Source organism: Microbacterium neimengense, assembly GCF_054782995.1.
Map to the genome: position 1 here is coordinate 113,832 of NZ_BAAGRK010000001.1, position 16,972 is coordinate 130,803.

The 16,972-nt window shown below is 70.0% G+C and carries 15 protein-coding genes and 1 tRNA gene; 12 read left to right on the forward strand and 4 right to left on the reverse strand.

Annotation, left to right across the window (positions count from 1 at the left end):
* Nucleotides 1-96: 96 nt before the first annotated feature.
* The 3 genes from ACYVJS_RS00510 (at nt 97) to ACYVJS_RS00520 (ending at nt 2,157) form a co-directional block, all read left to right on the forward strand.
* Nucleotides 97-1,383, forward strand: a complete 1,287-nt coding sequence (locus ACYVJS_RS00510; protein WP_460736739.1) for a hypothetical protein — start codon at nt 97-99, stop codon at nt 1,381-1,383.
* A gap of 47 nt (nt 1,384-1,430) precedes the next feature.
* Nucleotides 1,431-1,503 (forward strand) — tRNA-Arg (locus tag ACYVJS_RS00515).
* 486 nt (nt 1,504-1,989) lie between these two features.
* Nucleotides 1,990-2,157 carry a hypothetical protein gene (locus tag ACYVJS_RS00520; RefSeq protein WP_460736741.1) on the forward strand — a complete coding sequence of 56 codons (168 nt, stop codon included), beginning with the start codon at nt 1,990-1,992 and terminating at the stop codon, nt 2,155-2,157.
* Nucleotides 2,158-2,189: 32 nt separating this feature from the next.
* On the opposite strand, the gene ACYVJS_RS00525 is transcribed toward ACYVJS_RS00520, so the two are convergent.
* From ACYVJS_RS00525 to ACYVJS_RS00540, 4 genes are all read right to left on the reverse strand, one after another.
* A complete protein-coding gene (locus ACYVJS_RS00525; RefSeq protein WP_460736743.1) occupies nt 2,190-2,798 on the reverse strand; it encodes an HD domain-containing protein in 609 nt (202 codons plus the stop codon).
* A gap of 104 nt (nt 2,799-2,902) precedes the next feature.
* Nucleotides 2,903-4,237, reverse strand: coding sequence for a serine/threonine-protein kinase (locus tag ACYVJS_RS00530; RefSeq protein ID WP_460736745.1), 1,335 nt, complete (start codon nt 4,235-4,237; stop codon nt 2,903-2,905).
* 4 nt (nt 4,238-4,241) lie between these two features.
* Entirely contained in the window at nt 4,242-4,505 is a 264-nt protein-coding gene (locus ACYVJS_RS00535) for a DUF6458 family protein (RefSeq protein WP_460736747.1), read from the reverse strand.
* Nucleotides 4,506-4,696: 191 nt separating this feature from the next.
* Nucleotides 4,697-5,461, reverse strand: coding sequence for an SGNH/GDSL hydrolase family protein (locus ACYVJS_RS00540; RefSeq protein WP_460736749.1), 765 nt, complete (start codon nt 5,459-5,461; stop codon nt 4,697-4,699).
* Nucleotides 5,462-5,552: 91 nt separating this feature from the next.
* On the opposite strand from ACYVJS_RS00540, the gene ACYVJS_RS00545 reads away from it, so the two are divergent.
* From ACYVJS_RS00545 to prfA, 9 genes are all read left to right on the forward strand, one after another.
* Nucleotides 5,553-6,350, forward strand: a complete 798-nt coding sequence (locus ACYVJS_RS00545; protein ID WP_460736751.1) for a transglutaminase-like domain-containing protein — start codon at nt 5,553-5,555, stop codon at nt 6,348-6,350.
* Between the two features lie 57 nt (nt 6,351-6,407).
* Nucleotides 6,408-8,072: an arginine--tRNA ligase gene (locus ACYVJS_RS00550; RefSeq protein ID WP_460736753.1), complete on the forward strand. Its 1,665-nt coding sequence runs from the start codon at nt 6,408-6,410 to the stop codon at nt 8,070-8,072.
* Nucleotide 8,073: 1 nt separating this feature from the next.
* A complete protein-coding gene (locus ACYVJS_RS00555; protein WP_460736755.1) occupies nt 8,074-8,883 on the forward strand; it encodes an LmeA family phospholipid-binding protein in 810 nt (269 codons plus the stop codon).
* 118 nt (nt 8,884-9,001) lie between these two features.
* On the forward strand, nt 9,002-10,399 hold the full coding sequence (lysA, locus tag ACYVJS_RS00560) for a diaminopimelate decarboxylase (protein ID WP_460736756.1): 1,398 nt from the start codon (nt 9,002-9,004) through the stop codon (nt 10,397-10,399).
* Complete coding sequence (locus ACYVJS_RS00565) at nt 10,396-11,718, forward strand: homoserine dehydrogenase (protein ID WP_460736758.1); 1,323 nt, start codon at nt 10,396-10,398, stop codon at nt 11,716-11,718. The genes lysA and ACYVJS_RS00565 overlap by 4 nt, the downstream gene beginning before the upstream one ends.
* A gap of 1 nt (nt 11,719) precedes the next feature.
* Nucleotides 11,720-12,805: a threonine synthase gene (thrC, locus tag ACYVJS_RS00570; RefSeq protein WP_460736760.1), complete on the forward strand. Its 1,086-nt coding sequence runs from the start codon at nt 11,720-11,722 to the stop codon at nt 12,803-12,805.
* Nucleotides 12,802-13,746 (forward strand): homoserine kinase, encoded by a 945-nt coding sequence (thrB, locus tag ACYVJS_RS00575; protein WP_460736762.1) that lies wholly within the window; start codon nt 12,802-12,804, stop codon nt 13,744-13,746. The genes thrC and thrB overlap by 4 nt, the downstream gene beginning before the upstream one ends.
* A 177-nt stretch (nt 13,747-13,923) precedes the next feature.
* A complete protein-coding gene (rho, locus tag ACYVJS_RS00580) occupies nt 13,924-15,864 on the forward strand; it encodes a transcription termination factor Rho (protein ID WP_460736764.1) in 1,941 nt (646 codons plus the stop codon).
* Between the two features lie 26 nt (nt 15,865-15,890).
* Nucleotides 15,891-16,967: a peptide chain release factor 1 gene (prfA, locus tag ACYVJS_RS00585; protein ID WP_460736766.1), complete on the forward strand. Its 1,077-nt coding sequence runs from the start codon at nt 15,891-15,893 to the stop codon at nt 16,965-16,967.
* Nucleotides 16,968-16,972 lie beyond the last annotated feature (5 nt).

Genomic DNA, 16,972 nt, shown 5'->3' on the forward strand with positions numbered 1-16,972 from the left:
GGCTTTTGCTCCGCGCTCGAAGATGGGAGCATCCTGTGGGGGCTGGCATAGCCGCTTCGCCTAGGATCGCTCGCGCCACGCGGGGAGAGGAAAGTCGTGACGGTGACCGGTTCGCAACTGCATGCCGATTCGGAGGGCACGCGCACGCCACGATGGCGCCGCGCAGTGAAGGCCGTGCACGGCTGGGTCGACGATGTATCCCGACCCGACCCCGGCGTGCGCGGGGTGAGGCGGATCGAGCTCGCCCAGGTGATGGGGTACTGGGCGATCGCGCGCGGCGTGAACCTCGCCTTCCTGCTCTTCTGGTACCTGGTCTCGACGGCCGCAGGGTGGGGCTTCGGCGCGCAGGACCGACCTGTCGTCACGTTCGCTGCCTTCCTGACGGGGTGGGACGCGGACAGGTACGGCCGCATCTCGCTGATCGGGTATCCGCCCGTCATCCCCATCGGTCCCAACGGCAACGTGCTCGAGAACGACTGGGCCTTCCTGCCGATCTACCCGTGGTTGGAACGTGTGGTCGGTGACATCGTCGGCTCGGACTGGCGTGCGGCCGGCATCGGACTCAGCATCTTCTTCAGCGCTACCGCGACCGTGCTGCTGTTCCTGCTGCTGCGCGCGGTGACCTCGCCACGCCAGGCGAAGTGGGCCGTCATCTTCTTCTCCTTCGCGCCGCTGTCTTTCGTGTTCGTCATCGCGTACGCGGAATCTCTGGTGCTCACCCTGACCTTCGCGGCGCTCCTGCTGGCGGTCAAACGCAAGTACGCGTGGATCACTCCGATCGCGCTGGTCGCGGCGTTCACGCGACCCGGTGCCCTCGCTCTCGCGCTGGCGCTTGGCATCGTCTTCGTCGTGCGCTGGTGGCGCCGGAGGATCGATCCGTTCCCCCGCCGCGAAGTGGCGGGGCTGCTCGTCGCCGGCGGTGTCACAGCGCTCGCCGGGTTCGCATGGTCGTGGATCGCGGATGCGTGGACCGGGACCCCTCACGCCTACTTGCTCACGGAGACCGCGTGGTGGCGTCCGTTCGTCGGCAATGGCGAGTTCATGCCCCTGACCCCCTGGTTCCGTTTCATGGGCGAGTACCTGGGCGTTTTCGGCTGGCTGCTGGTGCTCGCGCTCATGGTCGGCTTCGCGATGCTGATCTGGTCGCGGCCGGTGCGCAAGCTCGGAATCGTGGTCGCGGCGTACGGGCTCAGCTACGGGCTCTACATCTTCGGCGTCTTCCTGCCGCAGGCCAGCACGTTCCGTCTGCTGATGCCGATGTCTCCGCTCCTCGCGCACGAACGGCTCTCCGCCTCCAAGCGCGCACGCAACGGCATCCTGATCGCCCTCGTCGTCCTGCAGTTCTTCGCCGTCTACGGTCTGTGGACTCGCGGATACCCCTGACCCGTCGTCACGGGGCCGGAGCCGGCGGTGATAGTCTCGATCGGTACGCCTCCGTAGCTCAGGGGATAGAGCGCCGGTTTCCGGTACCGTAGGTCGGGGGTTCGAATCCCTCCGGGGGCACGGCGTACAAGAGGCCTCGGTCCCTCCGCGGATCGGGGCCTTCTTCACGCCCGAAGACGAACGGCGCGACCTGCGGATACATGCCCAACGCGATCGTGCCCGCGCCGAAAGCGAGCAGCAGAGCGATCGGCAGGGCTAGCCAGCGCCGCGCTGCGAGGGCACCGACGGCGCACACCAGAAGTACCGCTGTCACGACGACGAAGCCCCAGAAGGACGGGACGCGACTCTCCCGGGCGGGTGGGGAATGCAGAGCCGTGCCGACGGCGGCACCGAACTCCCGGGCGAACAGCTGCCAGAGAGCGAAGACGCACAATCCGATCGAGGCCCAGACGAGCCCGGCTGTGATCTCGCGCCACCCCTGTGAGCGCGTCGTCGTGGTGACGCCTCGCTGCCTCGAATCCACCCGACCCCCCCGATGCCTGCGACGTTACGCTGCCGGCAGCGAGCTGTCTGTCGGCCGCTTGGGGGACGCGAAGGTCGGCGGCGATGAGAAGCAGCCCATGCGCCGAACGTCTGCGCGCGGCGGATGCGGCGCTCGCCGCGTATCGCCGCCGCATCCGGCACTCGTCCAGATCGAGCGCGCTCGATCGATGGGAGGCGGTCTCGCTGCGGCGCATCATCGATGCGTCGAGCCCCTTCGCGCAGGCCGGTTGACCGCCCGGCATAGGCAGTCCGGGGACGCCAGGTCAGCGAGTCAGGGTGAGCCAGGTGCGCTCGCCGTCGGCGATGCGGCCGCTCTGCGCAAGACGTGCCGCAGCCGACGCGGGCTTACGTCGGCCTTGATCGCGGATCGCCGTGTCGAACTCGGCCGCGAATTCCGCTCTCGGCAGTCGCTCGGTCACGGCGCGCAACAGTTGCGGATCCCACCGGGACGAGCCCACGCCTGCGACATCCAGGCTCGTGGCCACCTCCAGCAGGTGGCCCTCGATGTCCACGGCCGGATCGACCTCGACCCACATGTGGCGTTCGATGACTTCCTGCAGCCGGACGCGGCGTTCGATCGGCCAGCCCGCTCCTGCGGCGAACACCCACGCCGCCGCGCCTCCGGCACCCTCGAACGGTGCCCGGTGCGCGTCGAAGGGCTCCGCTACGCCGATGTCGTGCAGCGCGGCGGCGGCGAACAGCAGCTCCGCGTCATAATCCAGCCCCTCCGCATCCGCGAGCGCACGCGCCCACACCCAGGAGCGCAGACTGTGCCGCAGCACCGCGAGGGAACACCACCGTTCGGCCGTCTCGAGAGCGAGCGCGGCGGTGGCGGAGGGGGGACGCAGTAGCTCGTCGATGTCGTAGGGCATGGGACTCCTCGTCTCTCACCCAGTGTCGAGCACCGCGTCTCGCCTCATCGGTCCCCGTTATCGAGGTCGGCGGGATGACGTCGGAATGTGGCGTTCCTCCGCCGTCAGGGCTTCTTGCCGCTGCCGGGCCCGTTGCCGTTGCCGTTGTTGTTGCCGGGGCCGCGATTCGACCCGTTCTCCGACGCCGGCCCTGGCTGCGGATCGGTGACCGGTTCCGGCTGCGGAGCGTCGGTATCGGTCGGTGGCACGGCCTGGTCGCCGGAATCCACCGTCTCCGCGGGTGTCTGATCCGACCCTTCGTCGGCAGGGATGGTGTTCACCTGCGCGGGGACGACGGACTCCTCGGCCACCGGTGCCGGGGCAAGCGCGCTCGTGATGCCCACCGCGGCGGCCCCGACGAGGAGAACACCGGCAGCGGCCGTGAGCGCCACGGTCGCGCGGCGGCGTCGGGGTCGACGAGTCGGCGAGACCGGGAGCGGGTCGGCGAGCGGTTCGGTGATCTGCGCAGGGGGAGTCGCGAGCGCGATCGGTGATGTCGCGACGAGCAGCGCCTCATCCAGGGGGAGCGTCGTGGCGGTCGCCGGCGAGGCGGAGAGAGCGCGCGCACGCTCGAGCACCTCACCCGCGCTCGGGCGGGAAGCGGGATCGTGCACCGTCATCGCGGTGAGCAGGGAGCGCCACGCGTAGCCGATTCCCGCCGGCACGTCGGGCTGACGGCTGAGCCGAGCCAACAGCATGCTGGCGGCCGGCGCATCGGCGAAGGGATGGCGGCCGGTGACGGCCTCGATGAGGAGCAGACCGAGCGAGTAGACGTCGGATGCGGGAACCGGTGCGTGACCGCGGACCTGCTCCGGGGCGAGATAGGCCGCCGTGCCGATGACATCGCCGGGTGTCGTGAGCCTCGTGGAGTCCACGAGGTGGGCGACGCCGAAGTCCGCCAGTACGGCCTGATAGCCGATGCGGCCCGCCGCCGCGCGACCCCGGGCGCGGAGCATGACGTTGGAGGGCTTCACGTCGCGGTGCACGATACCCGCTGCATGCACCGCCTCCAGCGCCGCGGCGAGATCGCTCGCCATCACGGCCGCCTCATCGAGCTCCAGCGGTCCCTCCAAGAGACGCTGACGCAGGGTGGGACCTGCGATGTACTCCATGACCAGATAGCTCGGCGTCTGGGGACCGATGCGCGCGTCGAAGAGGGTGACCAGGCACGGATGCGAGAGCGAGGCGAGCATGGTCGCCTCGCCGACCTTCCGACGTTCCTCGACGCCGTCCCCCTGCTCCGAGTGGAAGAGCTTGACCGCGACATCGCGGCCGAGCAGCTCGTCTCGGGCGCGGTAGACCGTTCCCATGCCGCCGCTGCCGACGCGCTCGATCAGGCGGTAGCGGCCGGCGAGAAGTGAGCCGGTCCCCGCGGGGACGGCGTCGAGGATGTCGGACACGTACTCAGGCGAGAGGTTCGCCGTTGTCCGTGGTGCGACGTGTCGTGACGCGCTCACCGCTGGCGGGGTCGACGGCGGTGTGTGAGGTGGACACGCTCGAACGGCGACGCATGACGAGGATGAGGCTGATCAGGAAGACCACAACCCCCGCGCCCATCAGGATGTACCCGATGAGACTCAGGTTGACGTAGCCGCCGAGGTCGACGTTGACGGCGAACGCCAGGATCGCTCCGATCACGAACAGCGCGATTCCGCTTCCAATACCCATGTTCACGACTCCTGCCCCGGGGCCTGCCCGATAGGTGGATTCCCGGACGGCGGCGGTGGGGCCGGCGCTCGGGTACGGGCGCGGCGGGTCGCCGTGCCCCCGGCGTTCACGATAGCCAGCGGACGGGCTCTCAGAGCTCCGGTGGTCCTGCCTGGCGAAAGGGTGCATAATGTCCGGCCGGACAGGAAGGTTCAGTCGGCGCGCAGACCCTCGAGCGCCGTGGCGAGCCTCTCCGCCAGGTACGCGTGGCCCTCGGTCGTCGGGTGATTTCGTCCGACCGGTCCGGTGTCGATGATCCACGCGTAGTTCTCCGGCGTGATCCACTGGTCCCGGACGGCGGAGATGTAGGGCCAGCCGTGCGCGGCCGCTGCCAGCCTCAGCCGTTCGTCGATCTCTGCGGTCGCCGCTTCCACGGGGAGGATCTGGGGAGCCGGTCCGAGAACGACGATCTGCGCATCGGGGTACAGTGCGGCGAGCGAATCCCACGCGGTCCGCACAGCGTCGTCGTAGCCGTCGAGCGGGACCTTTCGATCGTTGATCGAGCCCTGGACGACGATGAGATCCGGCTCGGCGGACGCATCCAGCTCGGCGATGCGCTCGGAGAAGGTGCCGCCGTCGATGCCGGGAACGAGGTAGCCGCTGCCTCGTGACCCGTTCACACTCGACTCGCCGTCCATCAGGGGACCCAGGAGGTACGCGTAGCCCAGCGTGGGCGCGGAGGCGGCGGAACCATAGGTCCAGGAGTCGCCGAAGACGAGGATCCGAGGATGCTCGGGCAGCGAGATCGCCGCCACGGGCGCGGGCGCAGTGCCACCCGCATCCGCTCGACTGACCGGCAGTGCCCCGGCCGCCCAGGGACGCGTCAACGCGAGTGCGCAGATGCACGCGATCAACGCCGCCAGCACAGCCAGCACGGCGATCGTGCGGCGCGGCGAAAGCCGGGCGGATCGGGTCATGACACGAGCGTACGGCGCGAGGGCCCGCTGCGGGTGCGGGAGCCGGATGGGGGCGGCCCTCGGCCCTCGATGCGCGTGCGAGGATGGGCCGGTGCAGCGCCTTGTGAGAGCCGAACTCGACCTCGAATTGGGCTCCTCCGTCGACCTCATCCTGCAGATCGCGGTGGCACGATCGGCGGGCATTGTGAGCGAGCGACTGAGCGTCGTGCAGGACGGGCGCGAGGCGCGGCCGAGGGAGCTCGTGGACGCGGTCGGGAACCGCCTGCACCGTCTGACCGGTGGGGCAGGGCCCCTTCAGGTGCGGTACGAGGCGGTCGTCGGACCGGGGACTGAGCCTGCGACGACGGAGATCGACACGATCGCGGCTCTGCGCCCGAGCCGCTACGCCCAGTCCGACGAGGTCTTCGCGACGGCGCGGCGACTGTTCCGCGGGTTGAGCGGTCGAGCTCTCGTGGAGGCCGTCTCCGAGTTCGTGGCCACGAGCGTCACCTACACCCCGGGTATGAGTCTCGGTACCGACAGCGCGGTCACGACCCTCGCCAGCGGGCAAGGCGTCTGTCGCGACTACGCCCATCTCGTCATCGCGCTGCTGCGCGCGATGGACGTGCCCGCGCGGTATGTCGCCTGCTACGCGCCGCAGCTCGATCCCATGGACTTCCACGCCGTCGCCGAGGTGCTCGTCGAGGGCGAATGGAGCGTCGTCGATGCCACCCGGCTGGCCCCGCGCTCCTCGCTCGTGCGGATCGCCACGGGCCGGGATGCGGCGGACTGCGCGTTCCTGAGCTACCACGGCGGATACGTGGGGTTGGAGCGGCTCGAAGTGGACGCGACGGTGCAGGACGCTCCCGGCCCCGTCGACGACCACGCGTCGCTCGTGTCGATGTCCTGAGCGCGCGGCCCGCGCGGCCCGGGGCGCCGCTGCCGACGAACGTAGAATGGGACGCCTATGGATCCCGAACAGCTCTCCGCAGCCCTGCACGCCGTCGTCGCACCGATCGTCGAGGCGCGACGCCCCGGCGTCGAGGTGGCGGTGTCGGACATCGTCCTCGAGCGTCCGAAGAATCGTGACCACGGCGACTGGGCGTCCAACATCGCCCTGAAGCTCGCGAAGCAGGTGGGGGCGAACCCGCGGGAGCTGGCAGCGGAGATCGCGGGCCCTCTCGGCGAGGTTGCCGGCGTCGCCTCCGTCGAGATCGCCGGTCCCGGGTTCATCAACATCCGTCTGGATGCGGCGGCCGCCGGCGCCCTCGCACGCGTGATCGTCGAGGCGGGCGCGGCGTTCGGTTCCAACACCACCCAGCGCGGCAACTCGATCAACCTGGAGTTCGTCAGCGCGAACCCGACGGGCCCGCTTCACATCGGCCACACCCGCTGGGCAGCCCTCGGCGATGCCATCGCCCGGCTGCTGCTGGCGAGCGGCGCCACCCTCGTGCGCGAGTTCTACATCAACGACGCGGGCGCGCAGATGGAGCGCTTCGGCCGCTCCGTGCTCGCTGCGGTGAAGGGCGAGCCCGCTCCGGAGGACGGCTACGTCGGCGCCTACATCCAGGACCTGGCCGAGCGCGTGCGCGCGGCGGACTTCAACGGCGAGCCCGGCGGCGTGCTGTTCGCCTCGCCCGAGGAGCAGCTGGCATTCACCACCGAGCTCGCGTACGCCTTGCAGCTGGGCGAGATCCAGGCTTCTCTCGAACAGTTCAACGTCCACTTCGACGTCTGGTACTCCGAGCGGGTGCTGCACGCCGGGTCGCCCAGTCTCGTCGACGAGGCGGTGGAGCGCCTGCGCGAGCAGGGGCATGTCTTCGAGCAGGACGACGCCATCTGGGTGCGCACGACGGACTTCGGCGACGACAAGGACCGCGTCATCCGTCGCTCGAACGGCGAATACACCTACTTCGCGGCGGATGCGGCCTATTACCTCAACAAGGGCGATCGTGGTTTCGCCCACAAGATCTACCTGCTCGGCGCCGATCATCACGGCTACGTCCACCGGCTCAAGGCGCTCGCCGGTGCGGCGGGCGACGACCCCGAGAAGGACATCGAGGTGCTGATCGGCCAGCTCGTCTCCATCAACGGCGCGCGTCTGTCCAAGCGCGCCGGAAACATCATCGAGCTCGACGACCTGCGCGCCTGGCTCGGCACCGACGCCCTGCGGTACTCGCTGGCGCGTTACCCCGCCGACTCTCCGCTCACACTCGACCCCGAGATCCTGCAGAAGCGCACGAACGACAACCCCGTCTTCTATGTGCAGTACGCCCACGCGCGCACCCACAACGTGGCGCGCAATGCCGCCGCATCCGGAGTGGAGCGCACAGCGTTCGCCCCCGAACTGCTCACCCACGAGACCGAGTCCGCGCTGCTGGGCGCGCTGCAGGAGTTCCCGCGGCTGGTTGCCTTCGCCGCCGACCTGCGCGAACCGCATCGCATCGCCCGATACCTCGAGGAGCTCGCGGGGCTCTACCACCGCTGGTACGACAACTGCCGCGTGATCCCGCTCGGCGACGACGAGGTGACCGACCTGCACCGCACGCGTCTCTGGCTCAACGACGCGACCGGCCAGGTCCTGCGCAACGGGCTGGACCTGTTGGGCGTCAGCGCGCCCGAGCGGATGTGACATGAGCGAGGTGATGGGGCTGTTCGACGACCAGGACGACGCGCCCCGCACGGCGCGCCGGCGCCGCCGGTGGCCGTGGCTCCTCGCGGTGCTCGTGGTCCTGCTTCTCATCGTCGCCGCGTTCTTCGCGGGGGAGTGGGTGGCGCGCGACCTCGTGACGAAGGCCGTCAAGCAGCAGCTCGTCTCGCGGCTCGATCTCGCCTCCGACCAGCAGATCGATGTGGACGTCGCCGATCCCTCGCTGCTGCTGGATCTTGCGCTGGGCGAGGTGGGCCAGGTGCGCATCTCCGCCGACGACGTGACCATCGGAGATTTCACCGGCAACGTGTCGGTGACCCTTCACGATCTCGGCATCCGCGCTCCCTTCACGCTCGGCTCCGGTCAGGCCACGGTGTCCCTGAACGCCGAGCAGCTGCGACCGCTGCTGGCCGAGGCTGCGCCGGTGTCCGTCGACGGCCTCACGATCGCCGAGCCCGACGTCAGTGCCTCCTCCCAGCTGTCGGTGTTCGGTGTCGCGGTGCCGGTGGACGTGTCGCTCACCCCGTCGTCAGCGGATGGGCAGCTCGTGCTGACCCCGGTGTCGCTGAGCGTCGCGGGTGCCGAGGTGACCGCGGACGGCTTGCGCGCGCAGTTCGGCTCCGTCGCCGATCCTCTGCTCGCCGGATACCGGGTGTGCGTCGCGCAGTATCTCCCTCGCGGCCTCACCCTCAGCCAGGTCGCGGTGCAGGGCGATCGGCTCGCGGCCGACTTCGACATCGCGGGCGAGTTGCTGACCGATGCCGGTGCGAGGGAGAAGGGCAGCTGCGCCTGACGCATGGCGGGAGCGGCATGGGCGGTGCCCTAGACTTCAAGGGACTCGCGTCGGGTGTCGTGACGGCTCCGCCGCCGCTGAGAATCCCGCCGCCCTTCACCACCGATTGGGTCTCGTAGTGTCCTCCTCGCACGACCGCGCTGCCGCCGAAGAGTGGCTCCTCGTGCCGGATGATGCGAACGACCTCGCGCCCGTCGTGTGGCCCGCATCGGCCTCCCGCCGCGATGGGCGACTTCAGATCGGCGGCGTGGATGCGGGCGAGCTCGCCGCACGCTTCGGCACCCCTCTCTATGTGCTCGACGAGGACGAGGTGCGCGGCCGGGCCCGCCGCACTCTGGCGGCCTTCCAGCGGGCCGCGGCCCGCCACGGAGCCGACGCGCGCGTCTACTACGCGGGCAAGGCGTTCCTGTCGGCGGCGCTCGCGCAGTGGGTCCTCGAGGAGGGGCTGCGCATCGACGTCGCGAGCCCCGGCGAGCTCGCGGTGGCACTGGCCGCGGGTGCGGACCCTGCGCTGCTGGGCCTGCACGGCAACAACAAGTCTGCGAGCCAGTTGGCACGTGCCGTCGAGATCGGCATCGGCACGATCATCGTGGACAGCGTCGACGAGATCGTCCGTCTCGCGTCCGTGACCGACGGCGCCTCCCGCAGGCAGCCGGTGCTGATCCGCGTCAACACGGGCATCCATGCCGAGACCCACGACTTCCTCGCCACGGCGCACGAAGACCAGAAGTTCGGCTTCTCCCTGGACGGCGCCCGCGAGGCGGCCGCTCTTCTGCGCGCCATTCCCGGCGTCGAGCTCGTCGGGCTGCACTGCCACATCGGTTCCCAGATCTTCGGGTCGGAGGGCTTCGCCGCATCCGCCGAGCGTCTGGTCGCCCTCCACGCGGAGCTCGGCGGTCTCGACGTCCTCAACCTCGGCGGCGGCTTCGGCATCGCCTATACGCGCGACCAGCGGCCCGCCGTGATCGAGGAGCTCGCGGATGCCATCGTGGATGCGGTCGCCGCGACGTGTGCGCGCCTCGACGTGCCCGTGCCGACCCTTGTCTTCGAGCCGGGACGCGCGATCGTCGGAACCGCCGGTGTCACGCTCTACGAGGTCGGAACGGTCAAGCCCGTGGCCCTCGGTGACGGTCTCGTGCGCACCTACGTCAGCGTCGACGGCGGGATGAGCGACAACGCCCGTCCAGCGCTCTACGGCGCCGACTACTCCGCCCGCATCGCCTCCCGGGTCAGCGACGCGGCTCCCGCCCTCGTGCGCGTGGTCGGCTCGCACTGCGAGTCGGGCGACATCGTCGTGAACGCCGAGTACCTCCCCGCCGACGTCGCCCCCGGCGACCTACTGGCGGTGCCGGCCACCGGTGCGTACTGCTTCTCGTTGTCGAGCAACTACAACTACATGCCGCGGCCCCCGGTGGTCGCGGTGCGTGACGCCGAGGCGCGTGTCATCGTGCACGGCGAGACGGTCGACGACCTTCTCGCCCGCGATGCCGTCCTCGCGCAGAAAGGTGATTCATGATCGACCATCGCCACCTCCGCGTCGCTCTGCTGGGAGCCGGTGCCGTCGGGTCGCAGGTCGCAGCTCTCCTGCTCAAGCACGGCGATGAGCTTGCGGACCGCGCGGGAGCGAGCCTCCAGCTCGCCGGTATCGCGGTGCGCGATGTCGACGCCCCGCGCGACGTGGACCTTCCGCGGGAGCTCTTCACGACCGATGCCGAGTCGCTGATCGTCGGCGCCGACATCGTGATCGAGCTCATCGGCGGCATCGAGCCGGCGAGAACCCACCTGCTGCAGGCGATCAACTCCGGCGCAGACGTCGTGACGGCCAACAAGGCGCTGCTGGCGACCTACGGCTCCGAGATCTTCGATGCCGCCGATCAGGTCGGCGCGCAGGTCTACTACGAGGCGGCGGCGGCCGGCGCCATCCCCATCATCCGTCCGCTGCGCGACTCGCTCGCCGGCGACCGCGTGCAGCGCATCATGGGCATCGTGAACGGGACCACGAACTACATCCTCGACCGCATGGACACCGAGGGAGCGGAATTCGCCGACGTCCTGGCGCAGGCGCAGGCGCTCGGCTATGCCGAGGCGGATCCGACCGCCGATGTCGAGGGCTATGACGCCGCGCAGAAGGCGGCGATCCTCGCCTCGCTCGCGTTCCACACCGCCGTCCCGCTCGAATCGGTGCACCGCGAGGGCATCACCGCGATCACCACGCAGATGATGGATGCGGCTCGTCACGCCGGCTACGTCATCAAGCTGCTCGCGGTCTGCGAACGGCTGACCGGCCAGGATTCGCCCACGGGCGAGGCGATCTCGGTCCGGGTCTACCCGGCGCTGGTGCCGCGCTCGCACCCGCTCGCCAGCGTCCACGGTGCCAACAACGCCGTCTTCGTCGAGGCGGAGGCGGCCGGCTCGCTCATGTTCTACGGTGCCGGCGCCGGTGGGGTGCAGACCGCATCCGCCGTGTTGGGCGATGTCGTGTCCGCGGCGCGTCGCCACATCGCCGGAGGCGTGGGGGTGGGGGAGTCCACGCGCGCGAACCTGCCGGTCCTGCCGATCGGCCACGCGCAGACGCGCTACCAGATCACGCTCGAGGTCAGCGACCAGGCGGGTGTGCTCGCGCACATCGCCGGCACCCTGAGCGAGGGGCACGTCTCGATCGCGACGGTCGAGCAGACGGTCATCGCCGAGGACGGCGCAGATTCGGGCCGGGCACGCCTGGTCATCGGAACGCACAAAGCACGCGAGCAGGATCTCAGCGACACGGTCGACCGACTCGCGGACAGCGACGTCGTCGAGCGGGTCGTCTCGGTCCTGCGGGTAGAAGGAGACTGATATGGCACACCTCTGGCGCGGAGTCCTCCGCGAGTACGCCGACCGCCTCGGCGTGACCGACGCCTCCACGGTGGTCACCCTCGGCGAGGGCGGCACCCCGCTGATCCCGGCACCGGCACTGTCGCACCGCACCGGCGCCGAGGTCTGGGTCAAGTTCGAGGGCATGAACCCGACCGGCTCCTTCAAAGACCGCGGCATGACGGTGGCGCTCTCGCGCGCGGTGGAGCACGGGGCGAAGGCCGTCATCTGCGCCTCCACGGGCAACACCTCGGCATCGGCCGCCGCCTACGCGGCGCACGCCGGCATCACCGCGGCCGTGCTCGTGCCCGAGGGCAAGATCGCGATGGGCAAGCTGAGTCAGGCCGTGGCGCACGGCGGCAAGCTCATCCAGATCCGCGGCAACTTCGACGACTGCCTGGAGATCGCGCGCGAGCTCGCCGCGAACTACCCGGTGCACCTCGTGAACTCGGTCAACCCCGACCGCATCGACGGTCAGAAGACGGCCGCCTACGAAGTTGTCTCCCAGCTGTGCGATGCCCCCGACTTCCACATCGTCCCCGTCGGCAATGCGGGCAATTACACCGCATACACGCGCGGCTACACCGAGGAGGCCGAGCGCGGCGTCTCCACCAAGGTGCCGCGGATGTTCGGACTCCAGGCCGCCGGCTCCGCACCGCTCGTGCGGGGCGAGGTCGTAAAGAACCCCGAGACGGTGGCCAGCGCCATCCGCATCGGAAACCCCGCCTCCTGGCAGTTCGCCCTCGAGGCGCGCGACGCCACGGACGGCTGGTTCGGCGCCATCGAGGACGACCGCATCCTCGCCGCGCAGAAGCTGCTGAGCGAGACGGTCGGTGTCTTCGTCGAGCCCGCATCCGCGATCTCCGTCGCGGGTCTTCTCGACCGCGCCGAGGCCGGAGTGATCCCCGCGGGTTCCCGCGTCGTGCTCACCGTCACCGGCCACGGTCTCAAGGACCCGCAGTGGGCCCTGCGTGACGCGTCCGGCGGCGAGGTCGCCCCCACCGTCGTCGACAGCTCCGTCTCGGAGGTCGCCTCGGTGCTGGAGCTCGCCCCGCAGGGCTCTCAATGACGGTCGCCGTGGGCCGCGCGGTGACAGTGCGCGTGCCCGCCACGAGCGCCAACCTCGGGCCCGGATTCGACACGCTCGGCCTGGCGCTGAGCGTCTACGACGAGCTCGAGGTCGAAGCCCTCGAGCCGGGCCTGCTCGAGATCGAGGTCGAGGGCGCCGGCGCCGAGCAGGTGCCGCGCGACGGGTCGCATCTCGTCGTCCGCGCCATCGCCTACGCCTTCGCGGATGCGGGTCTTCCGATGCCGGGCCTGCGCCTACGCGCGCGCAACGTCATTCCGCACGGGCGTGGGATGGGCTCCTCCGGCGCCGCCGTCGTATCGGGGCTCTTGGCCGCCAAGGGACTGCTCGAGGGAGACGCGGATCTCGATGCCGACACGCTGCTGCGGCTGGCCACGGAGCTCGAGGGCCACCCCGACAACGTCGCACCCGCGCTCTTCGGCGGTCTCACGATCGCCTGGGTCGACGAGAACGGTCCGCAGCACAAGAAGCTGCTCGTGCACCGCGGTGTGTCTCCGATCGTCTTCGTGCCCGAGTTCACGATGTCGACCTCTGTCGCGCGCGGCCTGCAGCCGGACCAGTTCTCGCGAGCGGATGCGGTGTTCAACGTCTCGCGCTCGGCGCTGCTGATCGCGGCGCTGACGCAGAGCCCCGAGCTGCTCATGGCCGCCACCGAGGACAAGCTGCACCAGAGCTATCGCGCGGCGGCGATGCCCGAGACGGATCGCCTCGTGCAGGCGCTGCGTCGGGAGGGGTTCGCGGCGGTCGTCTCGGGCGCGGGACCGTCCGTCCTCGTGCTCGCCGACGGCCCCGGACGCCGGCTGGAAGCCGCCCAGCTCGTCGCCGCGCACGCGGACACTCCGTGGGAGGCGCTCATGCTCGCGGTCGACTTCAAGGGTGGTACAGTGAGGGACAACGCGGAGGGTGCCACGTCACTGACGTGAATCTGGCCTCCGTCGCAATCTGCGAACCGGCCGCGTGACCCCTGCACTCATACCCGCGACACATCCCCGCGATGCGGTCGCGCGTATCCCGAGCATGCGCTGGGTGTAGACGAATGCCTGTCTGTTGGGCCTTCTGTGCGGTCACGCGCTGACACACGTTTCATCAAGGGAGTACTCGTGGAGTCCATCTCCGAGATCCAGTCCACCGACGCCAACGTCGACGACACCGTCGCCGAGGCCGTCCCCGCCGCCGAGGCGCCCGCCGCCGATGCCCCGGTCAAGGCCCCGCGCAAGCGCGCCCCCCGCCGCGCCAAGAGCACCGAGGCGCCCGCCGAGGATGCCGCCGCTGCGGTCGAGGCCGCCGAGGAGGCGCCCGCCGCATCCGAGGCTCCGGCCGCCGAGGCACCCGCCGAAGCCGCCCCCGCCGCGGACGACGCAGCCGCCGCCGACGCGCCCGCCGCGAAGACTCCGGCCAAGAAGGCTCCGCGCCGCGCACGCAAGTCCGCTGCCGCCTCCGAAGAGGCCCCGGCTGAGACCGCCGAGGCCGCTGCCGAGCCGGCGGCTCCGGAAGCCGCCGCCGAGGTCGCGTCGACGGATGCCGCGCCGGCGGAGTCCGAGACCGCGCCCGCCGAGGCAGCCGACACGGCACCCGCCGCCGATGCCTCGGGCGAGAACGCGTCCGGCGCCGAGGGCGAGCAGAACGCCGAAGGCGAGCAGAGCAGCCGTAGCCGCAGCCGTAGTCGCAGCCGCAACCGGAATCGTCGTGAGAACGCGCAGGGCGCTGCAGGTCAGAACGGTCAGAACGGCCAGCAGAACCAGAGCCAGAACGGCGCTCCCGCGGCCGCGGAGGACGACGAGCAGCAGTCCGGTCGCGCGCGCCAGCGCAACAAGCGTCGCGGTCAGGGCCAGAACGACGAGTTCGAGACGGAGATCGGCGAGGACGACGTCCTCATCCCGATCGCCGGCGTGCTCGACGTGCTCGACAACTACGCGTTCGTGCGTACGACCGGCTACCTGCCGGGTGCCAGCGACGTCTACGTCTCGCTCGGCCAGGTCAAGAAGTACAACCTCCGCAAGGGCGACGCGGTCGTCGGCGCGATCAAACAGCCCCGCGAGGGCGAGCAGCCGGGTCGTCAGAAGTACAACGCGCTGGTCAAGGTCGACGCGATCAACGGCCTCTCGGTCGAGGATGCGGCCGAGCGCGTCGAGTTCGGTAAGCTCACCCCGCTCTACCCGCAGGAGCGTCTGCGCCTGGAGACCGCGCCCGAGAAGCTGACGCAGCGCATCATCGATCTCGTCGCTCCCATCGGCAAGGGCCAGCGCGGCCTCATCGTCGCGCCTCCCAAGGCGGGCAAGACGATCGTGCTGCAGCAGATCGCCAACGCGATCGCGCACAACAACCCCGAGGTCCACCTCATGGTCGTGCTCGTCGACGAGCGCCCCGAAGAGGTCACCGACATGCAGCGCACGGTGAAGGGCGAGGTCATCGCCTCGACCTTCGATCGCCCCGCCGAGGATCACACCACGGTCGCCGAGCTCGCCATCGAGCGGGCCAAGCGTCTCGTTGAGCTCGGCCGGGACGTCGTCGTGCTGCTCGACTCGATCACCCGCCTGGGCCGCGCGTACAACGTGTCGGCACCGACGAGCGGTCGGGTGCTCTCCGGCGGTGTCGATGCCGCCGCCCTCTATCCGCCCAAGCGCTTTTTCGGCGCCGCGCGCAACATCGAGAACGGCGGCTCGCTGACGATCCTCGCGACCGCGCTCGTGGAGACCGGCTCGAAGATGGACGACGTCATCTTCGAGGAGTTCAAGGGCACCGGCAACAGCGAGCTGCGACTCAGCCGTCAGCTCGCCGACAAGCGCATCTTCCCCGCGGTCGACGTCAACGCGTCGAGCACGCGTCGCGAAGAGATGCTGCTGTCGGCGGACGAGGTGAAGATCACCTGGAAGCTGCGGCGCGCACTGGCGGGTCTCGACCCGCAGCAGGCCCTCGAGGTCGTGCTGGGCAAGCTCAAGGAGACGTCGTCGAACGTCGAGTTCCTCGTGCAGATGCAGAAGTCCATCCCGGCTCCGGCCTCGGGCGGGCACTCGCACGGTCACGAGAACAACATCCGCTGATCCCGTCGGCCGTGTCCGATTCCGGCATGTTCGAGTCCGTTCGCGGACTCCTCGACGAGCACAGGGCGGTCCAGGAGGAACTCTCCGACCCGGCCGTGCACGCCGACGCCGCGCGGGCGAAGCGGGTGAACCGGCGCTACGCCGAGCTCTCCCGCATCGTCCACGCGTACGAGGCGTGGCAGGGCGCTGTCGACGACCTGGCAGCGGCTCGTGAGCTCGCGGGCGAGGATGCGGCGTTCGCCGACGAGGTTCCCGCCCTCGAGGAGCAGAGTGACGCGGCCCAGGAGCGGTTGCGACGCCTGCTCATCCCGCGCGATCCCGATGACGCGCGCGATGTGATCATGGAGATCAAGGCCGGCGAAGGCGGCGCCGAGAGCGCACTGTTCGCGGCGGACCTGCTGCGCATGTACGTGCAGTACGCGGCATCGCAGGGGTGGAAGACCGAGCTGCTCGAGCGCAACGAGTCGGACCTGGGCGGATACAAGGACGTCCAGGTGGCGATCAAGGGCACGAGCTCCGATCCTGCCGCCGGTGTGTGGGCCCACCTGAAGTACGAGGGCGGTGTGCACCGCGTGCAACGGGTTCCCGCCACCGAATCGCAGGGCCGCATCCACACCTCGACGACGGGTGTTCTCGTCTTCCCCGAGGTGGACGAGCCGGAGGAGGTCCAGATCGATCAGAACGATCTGAAGATCGACGTGTTCCGGTCCTCAGGCCCCGGCGGCCAGTCGGTCAACACGACCGACTCGGCTGTTCGGATCACCCACGTGCCGACGGGAATCGTCGTCTCGATGCAGAACGAGAAGAGCCAGCTGCAGAACCGCGAGGCGGCGATGCGGGTGCTGCGCGCCCGCCTGCTCGCCAAGCAGCAGGAGGAGCGGGATGCCGCCGCATCCGATGCGCGACGCTCGCAGATCCGGGGCATGGATCGCTCCGAGCGCATCCGCACGTACAACTTCCCCGAGAACCGCATCGCCGACCACCGCACCGGCTACAAGGCCTACAACCTCGACCAGGTCATGGACGGGGCTCTCGGACCGATCATCGACTCCGCCATCGCGGCGGACGAAGAGGCGCGATTGGCGGCGCTCGCAGGAGAGTGAGCGCT